The organism is Aeromicrobium sp. JJY06, assembly GCF_044069275.1.
GTDB lineage: Bacteria > Actinomycetota > Actinomycetes > Propionibacteriales > Nocardioidaceae > Aeromicrobium > Aeromicrobium tamlense.
The window spans coordinates 864,270-879,231 of the sequence record NZ_JBIMRD010000002.1 but is presented as its reverse complement, the minus strand read 5'-3'; the positions used below and the strand labels follow the sequence as shown (position 1 = coordinate 879,231).

Genomic DNA, 14,962 nt, shown 5'->3' with positions numbered 1-14,962 from the left:
TCGTCAGTACTGCTCGCGCAGCGGCTGGCCGATCTCGATGGCCGGCTTCGGCAGGCGCATGCGACGCAGCTGCGTGCTGCGCAGCACCGCGTAGAGCACCGCGCCGCGGCTCTCGGCCTTGGTGAAGCGCTTCTTCAGCTCGCGCTTGATCGTGGCGACCAGCCAGATCTCGTCGAGGATCGTGGCGAAGATCGTGACCGTCCACAGCGAGAAGACGATCGACGCCATCGCGGGGAAGAAGCTGAGCACGAGGATCACGACGAGCAGGGGGAGCATGAACTCGGCGACGGTGCGACGACGGTCGACGGCGTCGCGGGCGAGAGCCTTCGCGGGCCCGCGGTCGCGGGGCGGCAGGTCGGCCGTGGAGCCCGTGCCCATGAGCGCCTCGCGCTGCTTGTCACGGGCGGCGGAGCGGCGACGGCGCTCGCGCTCGGCCTGCTCGCGGCGGGTCAGCGGCCGCTTCATCTGCTGCCGGCGAGCCGCTTCGGCCTCCTTGCGGCTGCGGGTCGGTCCACCCTTGCGCTGGGGGGTGCCTTCGGGTGCGTCGTTCACGCGAACGACCCTACAAGGCCGGGCCTCGTGCTGGTGTGCACGGCTAGGGTGGTGCCATGGCTGAGGGCGGGTTCTGGACACGGACGAAGCGGCTGTTCCGTTCGCACACCGCGAAGGACGCCGGAGCCGATCCCGAGGAGGTGCGCGAGCGCCTCGACGAGGCCTATCGCACCCAGTCGCGACTGCTGGCCCAGGTGCGCCGCGGCGTGGCCGACGTCGCCACCAGCCGCAAGCGCGTCGAGATCCAGCTGGCGTCGCTGCGCCGCGAGATCGAGTCCGCGGGTGCCGAGGCCAAGGCCGCGGTCGACCGCGGCGACGACGCCTCCGCCCGCCTGGCGCTGGAGCGTCAGGTCGCGCTGGAGAAGGCCGCCACCGAGCTCGACGACCGTCGCTCCCAGCTGCGCTCCGAGGAGCAGCAGCTGATCGGCTCGGCCGCGGGCATCGAGCGCCAGATCGAGGACTTCCGCGTCCGCAAGGACACGCTGGCCGCGCGGTACTCCGCGGCGCAGGCGCGCACCGAGATCCAGGGCGCCACGGCCGGCATCGGCGCCGCCGCGGGCGACGTCGGTCGCGTCATGGCCGACGCCGAGCGGCACACCCGCGAGCTCGAGGCCACGGCCGACGCCGTCGACGAGCTCATGAACGAAGGCATCCTCACCCGACCGGGTGAGTCGCAGGACGAGGCGCTGCTGCGGCGCTTCGACGAGGCCCTCGGCTCGATCGACTCCGAGCCGCGCGCCGTGGAGGGAGACGGACATGGCCCGCACCAGATTTCGCAGTGACCGCGGGCTGACCCTGCGCATGGGCGGGGTCGGCCTGGGACTGGTCCTGCTCTACGTGCTGTTCGGCGCGATGCTGATCTCGGTCGCCGGCAGCCTGTGGGTGGCCGTCATCATCACGCTCGGCATGGCGTGGGGTCAGTGGTACTTCTCCGACTCGCTCGCGCTGAAGTCGATGGGCGCGCACGTCGTCACGCCCGAGCAGGCCCCCGAGCTGCACGCGATGATCGACCGGCTCGTCGCCCTGGCCGACATGCCCAAGCCGCGCGTGGCCGTCGCGGTCACCGACATGCCCAACGCCTTCGCCACCGGGCGCTCGCCGAACCACTCGGCGGTGTGCGTCACCACCGGCATCATGCAGCGCCTCGACGCCGACGAGCTCGAGGGCGTGCTGGCCCACGAGCTCGCGCACGTGGCCAACCGCGACGTCTCGGTCATGACCGTCGCCTCGTCGCTCGGCCTGCTCGCCGGCTTCCTCACCCGCTGGGGCATGTGGTTCGGCGGCGGCAGCCGCGACAAGAACAGCGGCCCCGCGATGATCGTCGTGATCCTGGTCAGCCTCGTCGTCACGGCCGTCAGCTTCTTCCTGACGCGGGCGCTGTCGCGCTACCGCGAGCTGAGCGCCGACCGCTCGGGCTCCTACCTCACCGGCCGCCCGTCCAAGCTGGCCTCGGCGCTGGTCAAGATCTCGGGCGACATGGGCCGCATCCCCACGTCCGACCTGCGCGAGGCGCAGTCGATGAACGCCTTCTTCATCGCCCCGGCGCTCAAGGGCGACACGGCACAGGCGCTGTTCTCCACGCACCCGCCGCTGCAGACGCGCCTCGACCAGCTCGCCCGCATCGGCGCCGACCTCACCGAGCGGCGCTGAGCGTGGGGTTCCTCGACGGGATCCTCGGCCGCAGCAAGCCGCCGAAGGCCAACCTCGACGTCCTGTTCGCGGTGCCGCAGGCGGCGCTCACGCTCGAGGCCGAGGGCTTCGCGTTCAGCGGTCACGGCGCGGTCTGCTTCCGTGACGCCGAGGGGCGCGCCGACGACGAGGTCATCGCCTCGGCGCAGGAGATGATCCGCACCGACCCCACCGCCACGGTCGAGATGCACCACGACGAGTTCGGCTTCACGTGGCTCGAGGTGATCCGGCCGTCCGGTGACGTGTCGGGCCTGGTCACCGACCTGCACGCCGTGAACTCCACGATGGCCGCCCAGGGCTTCGACGCGTCGATGCTGTGCTCCACGGTGGTCTTCGAGCACGAGGGCCACCGGTCGGCGCTGGTCTACCTGTTCAAGCGCGGCACGTTCTACCCGTTCGTGCCCGACCCCTCCGCAGCGCGTCGCCGGGACAACCCCACCGAGCTGAGGATGCGCGCGCTCGTGGAGAACGACGTGCCGATCGAGGCCGACCTCGGCCGCTGGCTCGCGATCTGGGGCGCCCCGGGACTGTGACGGACTCGGTCTAGACTCAGCGCCCATGGGGGAGCTGAGCCGGGTGCTGCGCGACGCGATCGCCGTGGTGTGGCAGGGATTCCGGCTGGTCGGGGCGCACTGGCCGGTGCTGGCCACGATCTACCTGCTCGGCGCCGCCGGGCGGTGGGGGTTCCTGTGGCTCGCCGTCTTGCTCAGCGACGAGCACTCCACGCTCGCCGGCCTGATCGTTCCGCTGGCGCCGCTGTCCACCCTCGTGGCGATCATCGTCATGCTCCTGGTCGTCTCGTCGTCGGTCACCGGACTGGTCGCCGACACGTCGGCTCCGGAGCCCGGCACCGGACCCCGCACCGACGGCTGGCTCGGCGTGCTCGCCGGCGCCCTGCTGCCGTTCCTCACGGTCTACGCCGCGCAGGGACTGCTCAAGGAGGACGTGCGCGCGTACGTCAACGAGGCCACCTACGACGAGCTGTACGGCAGCGCGGGATCCTTCTACGGCGAGGCCGCCGACCTCGACCGCACCGCGATCGCCACGGGCTGGCTGCTCGTCGGGATCGTCCTGCTGGCGCTGGTGCTGCGGTTCCTGTTCGACCGCTTCAACCTCCCGGCGCGCAGCCGGGCGCTCGCGTTCGGAGCCGCCTACGTCGAGACGCTGTGGATCGTCACGCTCGGTGTCTCGTTCGCGGCCTACCAGGACCGCGTCTGGGCGTGGGTCGCCGATCGGCGCTTCGTGCACTGGGTCCAGGACACGTGGGCCGACCTCATCGCGTTCCTCGGCCCGATCGGCGACCCGGTCGCCACGGTCGTGGGCTGGATCGGCACGTTCATCGACAACGCCGACGACGTCGTGCTGGTGCCGCTCGCGTGGCTCACGGTGGCGGCCGTCGTCTTCGGCCGCAGCATCGCCCCGCCCGCGCCGCGCGAGCGCCCGTCCCGACTCTCCCGCGTGCGACCGCTGGCCGTCGTCGGCTCACGGACCCCGGCCGTCGTCAAGCGCTGGGCGGGAGAGGCGACCTCGGGCTTCCGGGGCCGGTTCAGCGGCCTGCGCGACGGGTTCCGGGTGCTGGCGCTCGGCGGGCTCGTCCCGATGGTGATGTTCTGCCTCGTCTTCGTCATCGCCGACCAGGCGAACGCCTTGGCGAGCGAGGTCTGGCGCGCGGTCCTCGGCCCCCGCGACCGGGACACCGCGCTGGCGTTCTCGCCGTGGCTCGACATCATCTCATCGGGCGTCGAGTACGTCGTCCTCGCCGGCCTGCTCGCCGCGGCGATCGGACGGATCCTGTCGAACCAGCGGCGCTGGACGCAGCCGGATCAGGCGGCCGAGCCGTCCACCGGCAGCTCCACGTAGCGCGGGAGGAAGTACCAGAGCCGCACCGCGGTGGGCTCGGCCTCCGCGGGCAGCACGAACAGGGTCTCGGTGGTGAACGAGGCCGGGCGCGGCTCGTCGCCCTCGCGCAGCCGGGGCTCCTCGGTGCTGCCGAGCTCCGCCTGCGGACCCGGCGTCGCGTTCGGGACGCAGCTGGAGAACCGGGCGCCGTCCAGCGGCAGGCCCGAGTCGGACTCGCCGTGCAGGTTGCCGGCGGCGTCCACCACCGCGACGGTGCAGCCGACGAGCGACACGTCGGGGTCGGCGCTCACGTCGAGCCGCAGTCGCCACGCGCGCACGCCGTCGGGGAGCGGATCCCCGCCGATCAGGGTCACGTCGTCCGCCGGCTCGAACGCGTTGACGGTGTACCGCGCCTCGATCGGGTAGCGCAGGTGACCGTCGTCGTACTCGTCGACGAGGTGCGCCTGCGAGGCCTCGACGGGCGCGGGTGAGTGGAACCCCTTCGCCCACCAGTAGTCCTGGAGCCGCGAGCTGCCCGCCGCCAGCGCCAGCACGAGAGCGAGAGGAAGAGCCACGAGTCCCCAGCGGTTGCGCTGCCACCACGTGCGGCGGTGCTCGATCGTGCTCGTCACGACGCCTCCGTCCGAATCAGCTCGCGCGGGGCCGGCAGCTCGAGCGGCTCCTCGCGCTCCTGCCAGCGCTCGACGTCGCTCGCGTCGACTCCGAGCTCGACCACGGCCATGGAGTCCCAGCGCTCGTCGAGGCCCAGGGGCGCCAGTGCCACCGAGGCGCCGGGGACGCTGCGCGGATCCGCCTCGACGACGGCGACGCACCGCGCGGGCCGGTCGACCATGAGGCCGGTGCACGAGACGGAGCTGCGGCCGCTGGTGCCGAAGAACGGCAGCACGCGTCCGGCGTTGTCCCGCAGGGCGGCGTAGGTGAGGTCGGAGGACTCGCCCCGCGGGGTCCAGGCGAGCTCGACCGCGACGAAGACGCCGGGGGAGACCATGGTCGCGCCGCCGGCGGGCGCCACCGAGCGCGCGCCGTCGACCGACAGCACCTCGAGGTCACCGCTGCGCAGCGCGGCCGTGCCGCCGACCGCGACCGGCTCCTCGAAGGGGCGTGAGGACTGGGCACGCTCCGGCAGTTGCTGGTGCAGCCACTGCCCGAGCACGAGGGCGAGCACGACGAGGACGCCGGCGGTCGCGGGAGGCCGTCGCAGGCCGAGCACGCTCATGACGCACGCCCCTGCGACACCGCGAGCGTGCCCGCGTGGGTGACCGTCGGGTCGAACCACATCAGCTGGTCGTCGAGCGAGCTGCGGCGCCAGGTCCAGGCCGAGACGGCCACGGTGGCCTCGGTCGGCAACGGCTCGGACGCCGCCTGCTCCCACACGAAGGCGACCTCGTACTCGAGCCCGGGCGCGACGGCACTGAGCGGGCTGGCGTCGGCCAGCACGAGCACCTGCGGCGCGGCGTCGTCGCTCGGCCCGGTCTCCTCGCCGAGCAGCCCCGTGTAGAAGCCGTCGAGGCCCTTCAAGCGCACGGAGTCGCGGATGGTGCTGGTGTAGACGGGGTGGTCGGACGTGTTCTCCACCGTCGCGACGGCCACGAGGTAGCGTCCGCGGACGTCCTCGTCGAGGCCCAGGTCGTCCGACCACCGCAGCCGCTCGACGGTGAGGTCGAAGGGCTCGGCGTGGAACGGCTCGCCGGCCACGATCTCGGTGGGTCCGGCCGTCCTCGCGGTGGCGAGCCCGCCGAACAGCCCCGAGGCCAGCACGACCACCGTGGCGCCCGCGGCGAGCACCTGGCGCAGCGTCATCGTGCGGCTCAGCTGGCGCAGCCACCGGCGCACGCGTCCGCCCTCGTCCCCCGTCATGGCCCTGATGGTAGGGCAGCCCGAGCGGGCCGCGATGCCGGAGCAGGCACGACCGTGCTGCGCGATACCTTGGGTCCGTGACCCTCGACTCCCTCTCCCGTGACCAGCTCGACGCCTTCCTGGCCGAGCAGCAGCAGGCCTATGCCGACCTCCAGCAGGCCGGCCTGAAGCTCGACATCACGCGCGGCAAGCCGTCCTCGGACCAGCTCGACCTCTCCGAGGGCCTGCTGACGACGCCGGTCGAGGCTCACGTGTCCGGCGGCGTCGACGTCCGCAACTACGGCGGCGGCACGGGCCTGACCGAGCTGCGCGAGATCTTCGCCGAGCTGCTCGGCGTCCCCGTGGGCCAGCTCCTCGCCGGCAACAACGCGAGCCTGTCGATGATGCACGACTCGATCGTGTTCGCGATGCTGCACGGCGTCCCCGGCGGATCGGCCCCGTGGAAGGACGGCCCGGTCAAGTTCCTGGCCCCCGCGCCCGGCTACGACCGCCACTTCGCGATCTGCGAGCACCTCGGCATCGAGATGATCCCGGTCGAGATGCGCGAGGACGGGCCCGACATGGAGGCCGTGCGCGCCCACGTCGCCGACCCCGCGGTCAAGGGCATCTGGATCGTGCCCACCTACTCCAACCCCACCGGTGCCGTCGTGAGCGAGCAGGTCGCCGCCGAGCTCGCCTCGCTGGAGACCGCCGCCGACGACTTCCGGATCTACTGGGACAACGCCTACGCGGTCCACGACCTCACCGAGGAGCACGCGAAGTCGGCCGACATCCTCGGCCTGTGCTCGGCAGCCGGGCACCCCGACCGCCCGCTGATGTTCGCGTCCACGTCGAAGATCACGCTGGCCGGATCGGGCGTCAGCTTCCTCGCGGGCTCGCCCGACAACATCGCCTGGTACCTGTCGCACACGGCGATCCGCACGATCGGCCCCGACAAGGTCAACCAGCTGCGCCACGCGCAGTTCCTCGGCAGCGCGCAGGGCGTGCTCGACCTCATGGCGCGCCACCGCGAGATCCTGGCGCCGAAGTTCGACACCGTGCTGCGGATCCTGTCCGAGCGCCTCGGCCCGCACGAGGTCGCCACCTGGACCACTCCGAAGGGCGGCTACTTCGTCAGCCTCGACGTCGTCGACGGCACCGCGTCGCGCGTCGTGCAGCTGGCGAAGGAGGCCGGCATCTCGCTCACGCCCGCCGGCGCCTCGTTCCCGTACGGCAAGGACCCGCGCGACCGCAACATCCGCATCGCGCCCTCGTTCCCGCCGCTGCAGGAGCTGACCCTCGCGATGGAGGGCCTGGCCACGTGCGTGCTGCTCGCCGCGGCCGAGAAGGCCGCCTCGGCCTGACGTGCGCATCGTCGTCGCCCCGGACAAGTTCGCCGGCACCCTGACCGCACCCCAGGCCGCGCGCGCCATCGCCGAGGGGTGGCGGCGCACCGCGCCCGGCGACGAGCTCGTCGAGGCACCCATGGCCGACGGTGGACCGGGCTTCCTCGACGCCCTGCAGGGCGCGTTCGGAGCCGACGCGCGCCTCGAGGTCGTCACCGTGCCCGGCCCGCTGGGCGAGCCGGCGCCGGTCGGGCTGCTGGTCGCCGGTGACACGGTCTACCTGGAGTCCGCGCAGGCGTGCGGGCTGCATCTGGTGTCCGAGCGGCGTCCGATGGACGCCACCACCGTCGGCGTCGGCCGGGCGATCGCCGCGGCCGTCGACGGGGGAGCGCGGCGCATCGTCGTGGGACTGGGCGGCAGCGCCACCAGCGACGGAGGAGCGGGACTGCTCGCGGCCCTCGGCGCCACGTCCGACGTCCCCCTGGACGCCGGCCCCTCGGGGCTGGACGGCGTCACCGAGGTCGACCTGGCCCCGGCACGTGCGCGGCTCGAGGGGATCGAGCTCGTGGTCGCGGCCGACGTCGAGACCACCCTGCTCGGGATGTTCGGCGCGGCGCGCACCTTCGGTCCCCAGAAGGGCCTCACGGACGAGCAGGTCATCACCGTCGACCACCGCCTCGACTGCTTCGTCGAGGCCGCGTGCGGCTCCACCCCGGCCGAGCGCCGCGTCGCCGACCAGAAGGGCGCCGGCGCCGCCGGCGGCCTCGGGTTCGCGCTGCTGGTCCTCGGCGCCGAGGTCACGTCGGGCATCGGCCTGGTCGCCCGCGAGGCCGGACTCGCCGACCTCGTGGCGGGCGCCGACCTCGTGATCTCGGGGGAGGGGGCGTTCGACTACTCCTCCCGCGCGGGCAAGGTCGTGCACGGCGTTGCCTCGATCGCCATGGAGCACGCCACGCCGTGCGTCGTCCTGGCCGGCCGCGTCGACGTCGGCAGCCGCGAGATGCGCGCCCTGGGCGTCGAGTCGGCCTACGGGATGGTCGACCGGGTGGGCGAGGAGGCCGCGCTGCGCGAGCCCGACCGGCACCTGGCCGACCTCGCCGAGCGCGTCGCCCGGTCCTGGTCGGCCTGATCCGGCGCGCGCGAGCGGCCCGCGCCGCTCGACGACTTCGATTCGCCGCGTACCATGGGAATCGAATCCGATCGCGCCGTGTTGCACCTGACGGCATGATCCATCCGTAGACCGAGGAGCCTCGATGACCGCCACGGACCAGACCACCACCGAGACCACGCCCGCCGACGGTGTGACCCTGAGCGACGGCGCGGCCGGCAAGGTCAAGAGCCTGCTGCAGCAGGAGGGCCGCGACGACCTCGCGCTGCGCATCGCCGTGCAGCCCGGTGGCTGCTCGGGCCTGCGCTACCAGCTGTTCTTCGACGAGCGCACGCTCGACGGCGACGAGATCCGCGAGTTCGACGGCGTCAACGTCGTCGTCGACCGCATGAGCCTGCCGTACCTCCACGGCGCCACGATCGACTTCGTCGACACCATCGAGAAGCAGGGCTTCACCATCGACAACCCGATGGCCACCGGCTCCTGCGCCTGCGGTGACTCCTTCCACTGAGTCGCCCAGCAGCCCACGTCGATCGGGGCACGCCACCGGGGTTTCCGGCGGCGTGCCCCGATCGCATATGGTGGCGGCCGTGCACCTCGCCATCGCCGGGTCGGTAGCCACCGACCACCTGCAGACCTTCGCCGGCAAGTTCTCCGACTCGCTCGTCCCCGACCAGCTGGACAAGCTGGCGGTCTCGTTCCTGGTCGAGGACCTCGACGTCCGCCGCGGCGGATGCGCCGCCAACATCGCCTTCGGGCTCGGCAGCCTCGGGCTGCACCCCACGCTCGTCGCCGCCGTGGGCCGCGACTTCGACCTCGGCTACCGCGAGTGGCTCCAGGAGTCGGGCGTCGACTGCTCGAGCGTCCTGGTGTCGCCCACGCTGCACACCGCGCTGTGCACCATCACGACCGACGAGGCGCACGCCCAGATCGTGACGTTCTACCCCGGCGCGATGGCCCAGGCGCGCGAGATCGACATCGCCGCGCTGCATGCCGAGCGCCCGATCGACCTGCTCCTCATCGGCCCCGACGACCCCGACGGCATGCTGCGGCACACGCGCACCGCCCGCGAGCTGGGCATCCCGTTCGCCGCCGATCCCTCCCAGCAGCTGGCCTGGGCCGGGGGAGAGCTGATCCGCGACCTGATCGACGGTGCCGCGTACCTGTTCAGCAACGACTACGAAGCGGCCCTGATCGCCAAGAAGACCGGCTGGAGCGACGCCGACATCGCCGAGCGCGTGGGCGTCCGCGTCGTCACGCACGGCAAGGACGGCTGCGTCGTCCACGAGGCCGACGGCACGCGCCACCGGATCGGGGCCATCGAGGGCGTCACCGCCGTCGACCCGACGGGCGTCGGCGACAGCTTCCGGGCGGGATTCATGGCCGGCGTCGCCGCCGGGCTCTCGCTCGACCGCGCGGCCCAGGTGGGCTGCACGATCGCGGCCAGCGTGGTCGAGACGATCGGCACCCAGGAGTACGTGCTGGAACGCTCGGCGTTCCTCGATCGAGTGCGCTCGACGTACGGCGACGAGGCCTGCGACGAGATCGGCACGGCGCTGTCGATCACCCATGACACGGTCGTCAAGTCAGGCTGACCTAACCCGCTGGGCGACCGGTCGCCTGCGTTACTGTTCATCAAAACCCTGTGTGGTCGAGATCTTCTGAGAAAGGCGCTCCGTGGGTCGAATGAAACTGGCGGCGTTGACCGCCCTGGCCGCTGTCATGCTTGGCGGCTGCTCGCCCTTGGACGAGTCGGACCTGAACCGACTCGCGCTCCCCGTGGCCGGATCTGACCGATCCATCTACATGTGGAACCTGTGGCTCGGTACGTGGATCGCAGTGCTCGTGGTGTTCCTGCTGGTGTTCGGCATGATCCTCTACGCGCCCATCCGCTACCGCCGCAAGAACGCCGATGATCCCGCGCCGGTCCAGGTGCGCTACAACCTCCCGCTGGAGGCGCTGTACACGATCGCCCCGGTCATCATCGTCGCGGTGTTCTTCTTCCACACGGTCGAGTCGCAGAACGCGCAGCTCGAGGAGGTCGAGAACCCCGATCACACGATCGAGGTCGTCGGCAGCAAGTGGCAGTGGACCTTCAACTACCTCGAGGGCGCCCCCGGTGGGGAGTCGGTCTTCGACCAGGGTGACACCGCGAACCTGCCCGAGCTGTGGCTGCCCAAGGGCGAGTCGGTGAAGTTCGAGCTCATCTCGCCGGACGTCATCCACTCCTTCTGGGTCCCCGAGTTCTACTTCAAGATGGACGTCGTCCCGGGCAACATCCCCGGCAAGGACGGCAACAACTCATTCACGATGACGCCGAACCGCGAGGGCACCTTCACCGGTCGCTGCGCCGAGCTCTGCGGCGTCTACCACACCCGCATGCTGTTCAAGGTCAAGGTCGTCTCCCCCGAGGAGTACCGCGCCCACCTCGCCGAGCTCGAGGCCGCCGGCCAGGTCGGCGATCCGAAGGGCTCGACCACAGCTGACACCGTCGCCGGGCTGGACGCCAGCGGCGAGAGCGAACCGGAGGACTGATGGCCACCGCAACCTTCGACGCGTCCGAACCGCGCCGACCCGTCAGGGAGCGCTCCCTCGGGACGAAGGCCTTCACGCTGCTGACGACCACCGACCACAAGGTCATCGGTCAGATGTACGCCGTGACGACGTTCTTCTTCTTCATCTTCGGTGGCATCCTGGCGCTCATCATCCGTGCCGAGCTCGCTCGCCCGGGTGGCCAGTTCGTCGGCGACGAGACGTACAACCAGCTGTTCACGATGCACGGCACGATCATGCTGCTGATGTTCGCGACGCCGCTGTTCTTCGCCTTCGGCAACATGATCATGCCGCTGCAGATCGGTGCTCCCGACGTCGCGTTCCCGCGCCTGAACATGTTCAGCTACTGGCTGTACCTGTTCGGCTCGCTGATCGCCGTCTCGGGCTTCATCGTCCCCGGCGGCGCCGCCAGCTTCGGCTGGTTCGCCTACCTGCCGCTGTCGGACTCGATCCACAGCCCCGGCGTCGGTGGCGACCTGTGGGTCATGGGCCTGTACATGTCGGGTCTGGGCACGATCCTGGGCGCGGTCAACTTCATCACCACGATCTTCTGCATGCGCGCTCCCGGCATGACGATGTTCCGGATGCCGATCTTCGTGTGGAACACGCTGGTCACCAGCATCCTGATCATCATCGTGTTCCCGGTGTTCGCCGCGGCGCTGCTCGCGCTGGGCGCCGACCGCATGCTCGGGGCGCACGTGTTCGACCCCTCCACGGGCGGACCGATCATGTACCAGCACCTGTTCTGGTTCTTCGGTCACCCCGAGGTCTACATCATCGCCCTGCCGTTCTTCGGCATCATCACCGAAGTCCTGCCGGTCTTCAGCCGCAAGCCGGTCTTCGGCTACGTCGGTCTGGTCGGCGCGACCCTGGCGATCGCGGTCCTCTCGGCCGCGGTGTGGGCCCACCACATGTTCGTCACCGGAGCGGTGAACCTGGCGTTCTTCAGCTTCATGACGTTGTTGATCGGCGTGCCGACAGGCGTGAAGTTCTTCAACTGGATCGGCACGATGTGGGGCGGGTCCGTCTCGTTCGACACACCCCTGCTGTTCTCGCTGGGCTTCCTCACGACCTTCCTCTTCGGTGGTCTGACCGGCATCGTCCTGGCCTCGCCGGCCCTGGACTTCCACCTCTCCGACACCTACTTCGTCGTGGCGCACTTCCACTACGTCGTGTTCGGCACGGTCGTGTTCGCGATGTTCGCCGGCTACTACTACTGGTGGCCGAAGATCACGGGCCGGATGCTCGACGAGAAGCTGGGCAAGATCCACTTCTGGCTGCTGTTCGTCGGCTTCCACCTGACGTTCCTGGTGCAGCACTGGCTGGGCGTCGAGGGCTTCCCGCGTCGCTACGCCGACTACCTGCCCGGCGACGGCTTCACCCGCCTGAACGAGATCTCCACGATCGGTGCGTTCCTGCTCGGTGCCTCCACGCTGCCGTTCATCTACAACGTGTGGAAGTCCCGCAAGTCGCCCCTGGTCCGCCAGGACGACCCGTGGGGCTGGGGCCGCACGCTCGAGTGGGCCACGTCCAGCCCGCCGCCGCGTCACAACTTCGTGTCGCTGCCGCGGATCCGCTCGGAGAGCCCGGCCTTCGACCTGCACCACCCCGACGTGGTGGAGCTGGAGATGGCCCAGAACCCCGACGCCAACGAGCCGCTGGCCGACACCCCCGACCTCGAGGGTCGTGGCGAGGCGCTCGGCGGCAAGAACCCCAAGGCTGGTGAGTGATCGATGCGCAAGGAATTCTGGCTGTTCTTCAGCTGCGCGATCTTCTTCGTGATCGTCACCCCGGTCTACTGGGCCGTGGCGCACGAGGTCACCGGCACGGTCGCGCTGATCATGGCGATGCTGCTGTTCTTCATGATCAGCTTCTACCTGTGGTTCGTGGCCAAGGCCATCCCCGAGCGTCCCGAGGACCGTCTCGACGGTGAGATCGCGGAGGGCGCCGGCGAGCTCGGCTTCTTCCCGCCCTTCTCCTGGTGGCCGCTGTTCGCCGCCATGTCGTTCGGCTTCCTGGTCCTGGGCGTCGTCTTCGGCTGGTGGATGTTCATCCTGGCCCTGCCGTTCGGCGCGATCTGCGTCTGCGGCTGGATCTTCGAGTACTACCGCGGGATCCACGCTCACTGAGCCCGATCCCCGCACCTCACGCCCCCGGTGTTCCGACACCGGGGGCGTTTCGCTGTCCGGGCCGTGGGGTGCGATTGCCTAGACTTCCAGGCGTGAGCAGGTGGGGAATGCGGGCCGTGGGTGCCCTGGTCGTGATGGTCCTGGCGTCGTCGTGCACGAGTGGCGGCGGCAGCGGTGACCCCGCCGAGCAGGAGAAGGCCAAGGATCCGCTGACGATCACCGCGAGCGTCGAGAACGGTGCCGCGGACGTCCCCGTCGACTCGGTGGTCACGGTCGACGGCTTCGACGGCCAGCTGGCCGACGTCACGCTCGCGAGCGCCGACGGCGCGACGACGATCCCCGGCGAGGTGCACGGTGTCCGCTGGACCGCCGGGCAGCTGCTCGAGCCCGCCACCACCTACGTGCTCACCGCCTCCGGAACGGGTGACGACGGCCGGCAGGTCACCGAGACCTCGCGGTTCACCACGCGAGCCCTGAGCCTCGACGAGCAGACGTACCCGGCCGTGGCCCCGCTCCAGGGCGAGACCGTCGGCGTCGGCATGCCCGTCATCGTCAGCTTCGACATCGCGGTCAAGGACCGGGCCGCCTTCGAGAAGCGGATGAAGGTCACCGCCCAGCCGGCCACCGACGGTGGCTGGTACTGGCTCAGCGACAACACCGCCCACTGGCGGCCGAAGAAGTTCTGGAAGCCCGGCACGAAGGTCACGGTCGACCTCGGCCTGAACAGCGTCCACGCCGGCAACGGCATCTACGGCCAGCAGGACCAGCACGTGGAGTTCACGGTGGGTCGCTCGGTCGTGAGCGTCGTCGACACGCGGCGCCACCGCATGACCGTGAAGATCGACGGCAAGACCCGGCGGACGATCCCGGTCTCCACCGGCGACGCCGACCACCGCAGCCGCAACGGCATCAAGGTGATCATGGAGAAGCACCGCTCGATCGACATGGACGCGGCCACGACGGGCGTGGACTCCGACGACCCGAACTACTACAACCTCAAGGGCGTCAAGTACGCGATGCGCGTGACGAACTCGGGAGAGTTCCTCCACGCTGCCCCGTGGTCCGCCGCCTCGCAGGGCAACGCCAACGTGAGCCACGGCTGCGTCGGCATGAGCACGAAGGACGCCGCGTGGGTGTTCGCGCAGAGCAAGCGCGGCGACATCGTCAGCTACGTCGGCAGCCCGCGTCGCCTCGAGCCCGCCAACGGGTGGACCGACTGGAACCGCTCGTGGGACGAGTGGCTCGAGGGCTCCGCGCTGGGCGCGGACGCCGAGGACGCCTGAGCCTCAGCGCGCCTTCGCCGCCTTCGCCGCCGCCTTCTGCTCGCGCTTGAACTCGCGCACCTTCGCCAGCGACTCGGGACTGGTGATGTCCGCGACGCTGCGGTGACCGGGCTGGCCGTAGTCGCCGGCGGCCTCGCGCCAGCCGGCGCCGTCGAAGCCGTACTGCTTGCCGAGCAGGGCCAGGAAGATCTTGGCCTTCTGCTCGCCGAAGCCGGGCAGCGCCTTGAGCCGCTTGAGCACCTCGCCGCCGTCGGGGGAGCCCTGGGTCCAGATCGCCGCGGCGTCGCCGCCCCACTCGTCGCGCACGGCGGCCGCGAGCGTCTGCACGCGCCCGGCCATCGAGCCGGGGTAGCGGTGCACGGCGGGCGTCTGCCGGAAGACGGCCTCGAAGCCCTCAGGATCCTGCGTGGCGATCTCGGCCGGGTCCAGCGTGCCGACGCGCTCGAGGATCTTCGCCGGCCCGGAGAAGGCCGCCTCCATCGCGATCTGCTGGTCGAGCAGCATGCCTACGAGGAGGGCGAAGGGGTCGTCCGTCAGCAGCTGGTCGGCGGTGGCATCACCGGTGATCGAGAGGCTCATGGCCCCATCGTCGCATCCCCACCGAGG

The 14,962-nt window shown here is 70.9% G+C and carries 17 protein-coding genes; 12 read left to right on the top strand and 5 right to left on the bottom strand.

Annotated features, from left to right (window positions below; translation table 11 throughout):
* Positions 1-3: 3 nt before the first annotated feature.
* Entirely contained in the window at positions 4-552 is a 549-nt protein-coding gene (locus ACGWYL_RS15800) for a DUF3043 domain-containing protein (protein ID WP_179424052.1), read from the bottom strand.
* A 56-nt stretch (positions 553-608) separates the two neighbouring features.
* Here ACGWYL_RS15800 and ACGWYL_RS15795 point away from each other — a divergent pair, with 56 nt between their 5' ends.
* Genes ACGWYL_RS15795 through ACGWYL_RS15780 form a run of 4 tightly spaced genes read left to right on the top strand, consistent with a single transcriptional unit; the run spans position 609 to position 4,101 of the window.
* The gene (locus ACGWYL_RS15795) at positions 609-1,334 is read left to right on the top strand and encodes a PspA/IM30 family protein (protein WP_179424053.1); all 726 of its coding nucleotides are present in this window, start codon (positions 609-611) and stop codon (positions 1,332-1,334) included.
* A complete protein-coding gene (gene htpX, locus ACGWYL_RS15790) occupies positions 1,309-2,202 on the top strand; it encodes a zinc metalloprotease HtpX (protein WP_179424054.1) in 894 nt (297 codons plus the stop codon). Before ACGWYL_RS15795 ends, htpX begins: the two co-directional genes overlap by 26 nt.
* A 2-nt stretch (positions 2,203-2,204) precedes the next feature.
* A complete protein-coding gene (locus ACGWYL_RS15785) occupies positions 2,205-2,774 on the top strand; it encodes a hypothetical protein (RefSeq protein ID WP_179424055.1) in 570 nt (189 codons plus the stop codon).
* A 25-nt stretch (positions 2,775-2,799) separates the two neighbouring features.
* Positions 2,800-4,101 carry a hypothetical protein gene (locus ACGWYL_RS15780; protein ID WP_395487663.1) on the top strand — a complete coding sequence of 434 codons (1,302 nt, stop codon included), beginning with the start codon at positions 2,800-2,802 and terminating at the stop codon, positions 4,099-4,101.
* Here ACGWYL_RS15780 and ACGWYL_RS15775 read toward each other — a convergent pair.
* Genes ACGWYL_RS15775 through ACGWYL_RS15765 form a run of 3 tightly spaced genes read right to left on the bottom strand, consistent with a single transcriptional unit; the run spans position 4,065 to position 5,958 of the window.
* On the bottom strand, positions 4,065-4,712 hold the full coding sequence (locus tag ACGWYL_RS15775; protein ID WP_179424057.1) for a hypothetical protein: 648 nt from the start codon (positions 4,710-4,712) through the stop codon (positions 4,065-4,067). The two genes, ACGWYL_RS15780 and ACGWYL_RS15775, sit on opposite strands and share 37 nt — an antisense overlap.
* On the bottom strand, positions 4,709-5,317 hold the full coding sequence (locus tag ACGWYL_RS15770; RefSeq protein ID WP_179424058.1) for a hypothetical protein: 609 nt from the start codon (positions 5,315-5,317) through the stop codon (positions 4,709-4,711). Before ACGWYL_RS15770 ends, ACGWYL_RS15775 begins: the two co-directional genes overlap by 4 nt.
* The gene (locus ACGWYL_RS15765) at positions 5,314-5,958 is read right to left on the bottom strand and encodes a hypothetical protein (RefSeq protein WP_395487662.1); all 645 of its coding nucleotides are present in this window, start codon (positions 5,956-5,958) and stop codon (positions 5,314-5,316) included. The genes ACGWYL_RS15770 and ACGWYL_RS15765 overlap by 4 nt, the downstream gene beginning before the upstream one ends.
* A gap of 77 nt (positions 5,959-6,035) precedes the next feature.
* On the opposite strand from ACGWYL_RS15765, the gene ACGWYL_RS15760 reads away from it, so the two are divergent.
* From ACGWYL_RS15760 to ACGWYL_RS15725, 8 genes are all read left to right on the top strand, one after another.
* On the top strand, positions 6,036-7,301 hold the full coding sequence (locus ACGWYL_RS15760; RefSeq protein ID WP_395487661.1) for an aminotransferase class I/II-fold pyridoxal phosphate-dependent enzyme: 1,266 nt from the start codon (positions 6,036-6,038) through the stop codon (positions 7,299-7,301).
* A gap of 1 nt (position 7,302) precedes the next feature.
* Positions 7,303-8,412, top strand: a complete 1,110-nt coding sequence (locus ACGWYL_RS15755) for a glycerate kinase (RefSeq protein ID WP_395487660.1) — start codon at positions 7,303-7,305, stop codon at positions 8,410-8,412.
* 124 nt (positions 8,413-8,536) lie between these two features.
* Positions 8,537-8,902 carry an iron-sulfur cluster assembly accessory protein gene (locus ACGWYL_RS15750; RefSeq protein WP_179424062.1) on the top strand — a complete coding sequence of 122 codons (366 nt, stop codon included), beginning with the start codon at positions 8,537-8,539 and terminating at the stop codon, positions 8,900-8,902.
* Between the two features lie 79 nt (positions 8,903-8,981).
* Complete coding sequence (locus tag ACGWYL_RS15745) at positions 8,982-9,986, top strand: carbohydrate kinase family protein (RefSeq protein WP_269302687.1); 1,005 nt, start codon at positions 8,982-8,984, stop codon at positions 9,984-9,986.
* A 184-nt stretch (positions 9,987-10,170) separates the two neighbouring features.
* The gene (gene coxB, locus ACGWYL_RS15740; protein ID WP_395487659.1) at positions 10,171-10,926 is read left to right on the top strand and encodes a cytochrome c oxidase subunit II; all 756 of its coding nucleotides are present in this window, start codon (positions 10,171-10,173) and stop codon (positions 10,924-10,926) included.
* Positions 10,926-12,674, top strand: coding sequence for a cytochrome c oxidase subunit I (ctaD, locus tag ACGWYL_RS15735; protein WP_269302682.1), 1,749 nt, complete (start codon positions 10,926-10,928; stop codon positions 12,672-12,674). The genes coxB and ctaD overlap by 1 nt, the downstream gene beginning before the upstream one ends.
* A gap of 3 nt (positions 12,675-12,677) precedes the next feature.
* A complete protein-coding gene (locus tag ACGWYL_RS15730) occupies positions 12,678-13,073 on the top strand; it encodes a cytochrome c oxidase subunit 4 (protein ID WP_179424065.1) in 396 nt (131 codons plus the stop codon).
* A 92-nt stretch (positions 13,074-13,165) separates the two neighbouring features.
* Positions 13,166-14,356 carry an Ig-like domain-containing protein gene (locus ACGWYL_RS15725; RefSeq protein WP_395487658.1) on the top strand — a complete coding sequence of 397 codons (1,191 nt, stop codon included), beginning with the start codon at positions 13,166-13,168 and terminating at the stop codon, positions 14,354-14,356.
* A 3-nt stretch (positions 14,357-14,359) separates the two neighbouring features.
* Here ACGWYL_RS15725 and ACGWYL_RS15720 read toward each other — a convergent pair whose 3' ends face one another.
* The gene (locus tag ACGWYL_RS15720; RefSeq protein ID WP_395487657.1) at positions 14,360-14,935 is read right to left on the bottom strand and encodes an HhH-GPD-type base excision DNA repair protein; all 576 of its coding nucleotides are present in this window, start codon (positions 14,933-14,935) and stop codon (positions 14,360-14,362) included.
* Between the last annotated feature and the right edge of the window lie 27 nt (positions 14,936-14,962).

Bases quoted from the DNA above. Each gene is read 5' to 3' on its own strand.
- ACGWYL_RS15795 (WP_179424053.1), top strand. From the start codon at position 609: ATGGCTGAGGGCGGGTTCTGGACACGGACGAAGCGGCTGTTCCGTTCG.
- htpX (WP_179424054.1), top strand. From the start codon at position 1,309: ATGGCCCGCACCAGATTTCGCAGTGACCGCGGGCTGACCCTGCGCATG.
- ACGWYL_RS15780 (WP_395487663.1), top strand. From the start codon at position 2,800: ATGGGGGAGCTGAGCCGGGTGCTGCGCGACGCGATCGCCGTGGTGTGG.
- ACGWYL_RS15770 (WP_179424058.1), bottom strand. From the start codon at position 5,317: ATGAGCGTGCTCGGCCTGCGACGGCCTCCCGCGACCGCCGGCGTCCTC.
- ACGWYL_RS15765 (WP_395487662.1), bottom strand. From the start codon at position 5,958: ATGACGGGGGACGAGGGCGGACGCGTGCGCCGGTGGCTGCGCCAGCTG.
- ACGWYL_RS15750 (WP_179424062.1), top strand. From the start codon at position 8,537: ATGACCGCCACGGACCAGACCACCACCGAGACCACGCCCGCCGACGGT.
- ctaD (WP_269302682.1), top strand. From the start codon at position 10,926: ATGGCCACCGCAACCTTCGACGCGTCCGAACCGCGCCGACCCGTCAGG.
- ACGWYL_RS15730 (WP_179424065.1), top strand. From the start codon at position 12,678: ATGCGCAAGGAATTCTGGCTGTTCTTCAGCTGCGCGATCTTCTTCGTG.
- ACGWYL_RS15720 (WP_395487657.1), bottom strand. From the start codon at position 14,935: ATGAGCCTCTCGATCACCGGTGATGCCACCGCCGACCAGCTGCTGACG.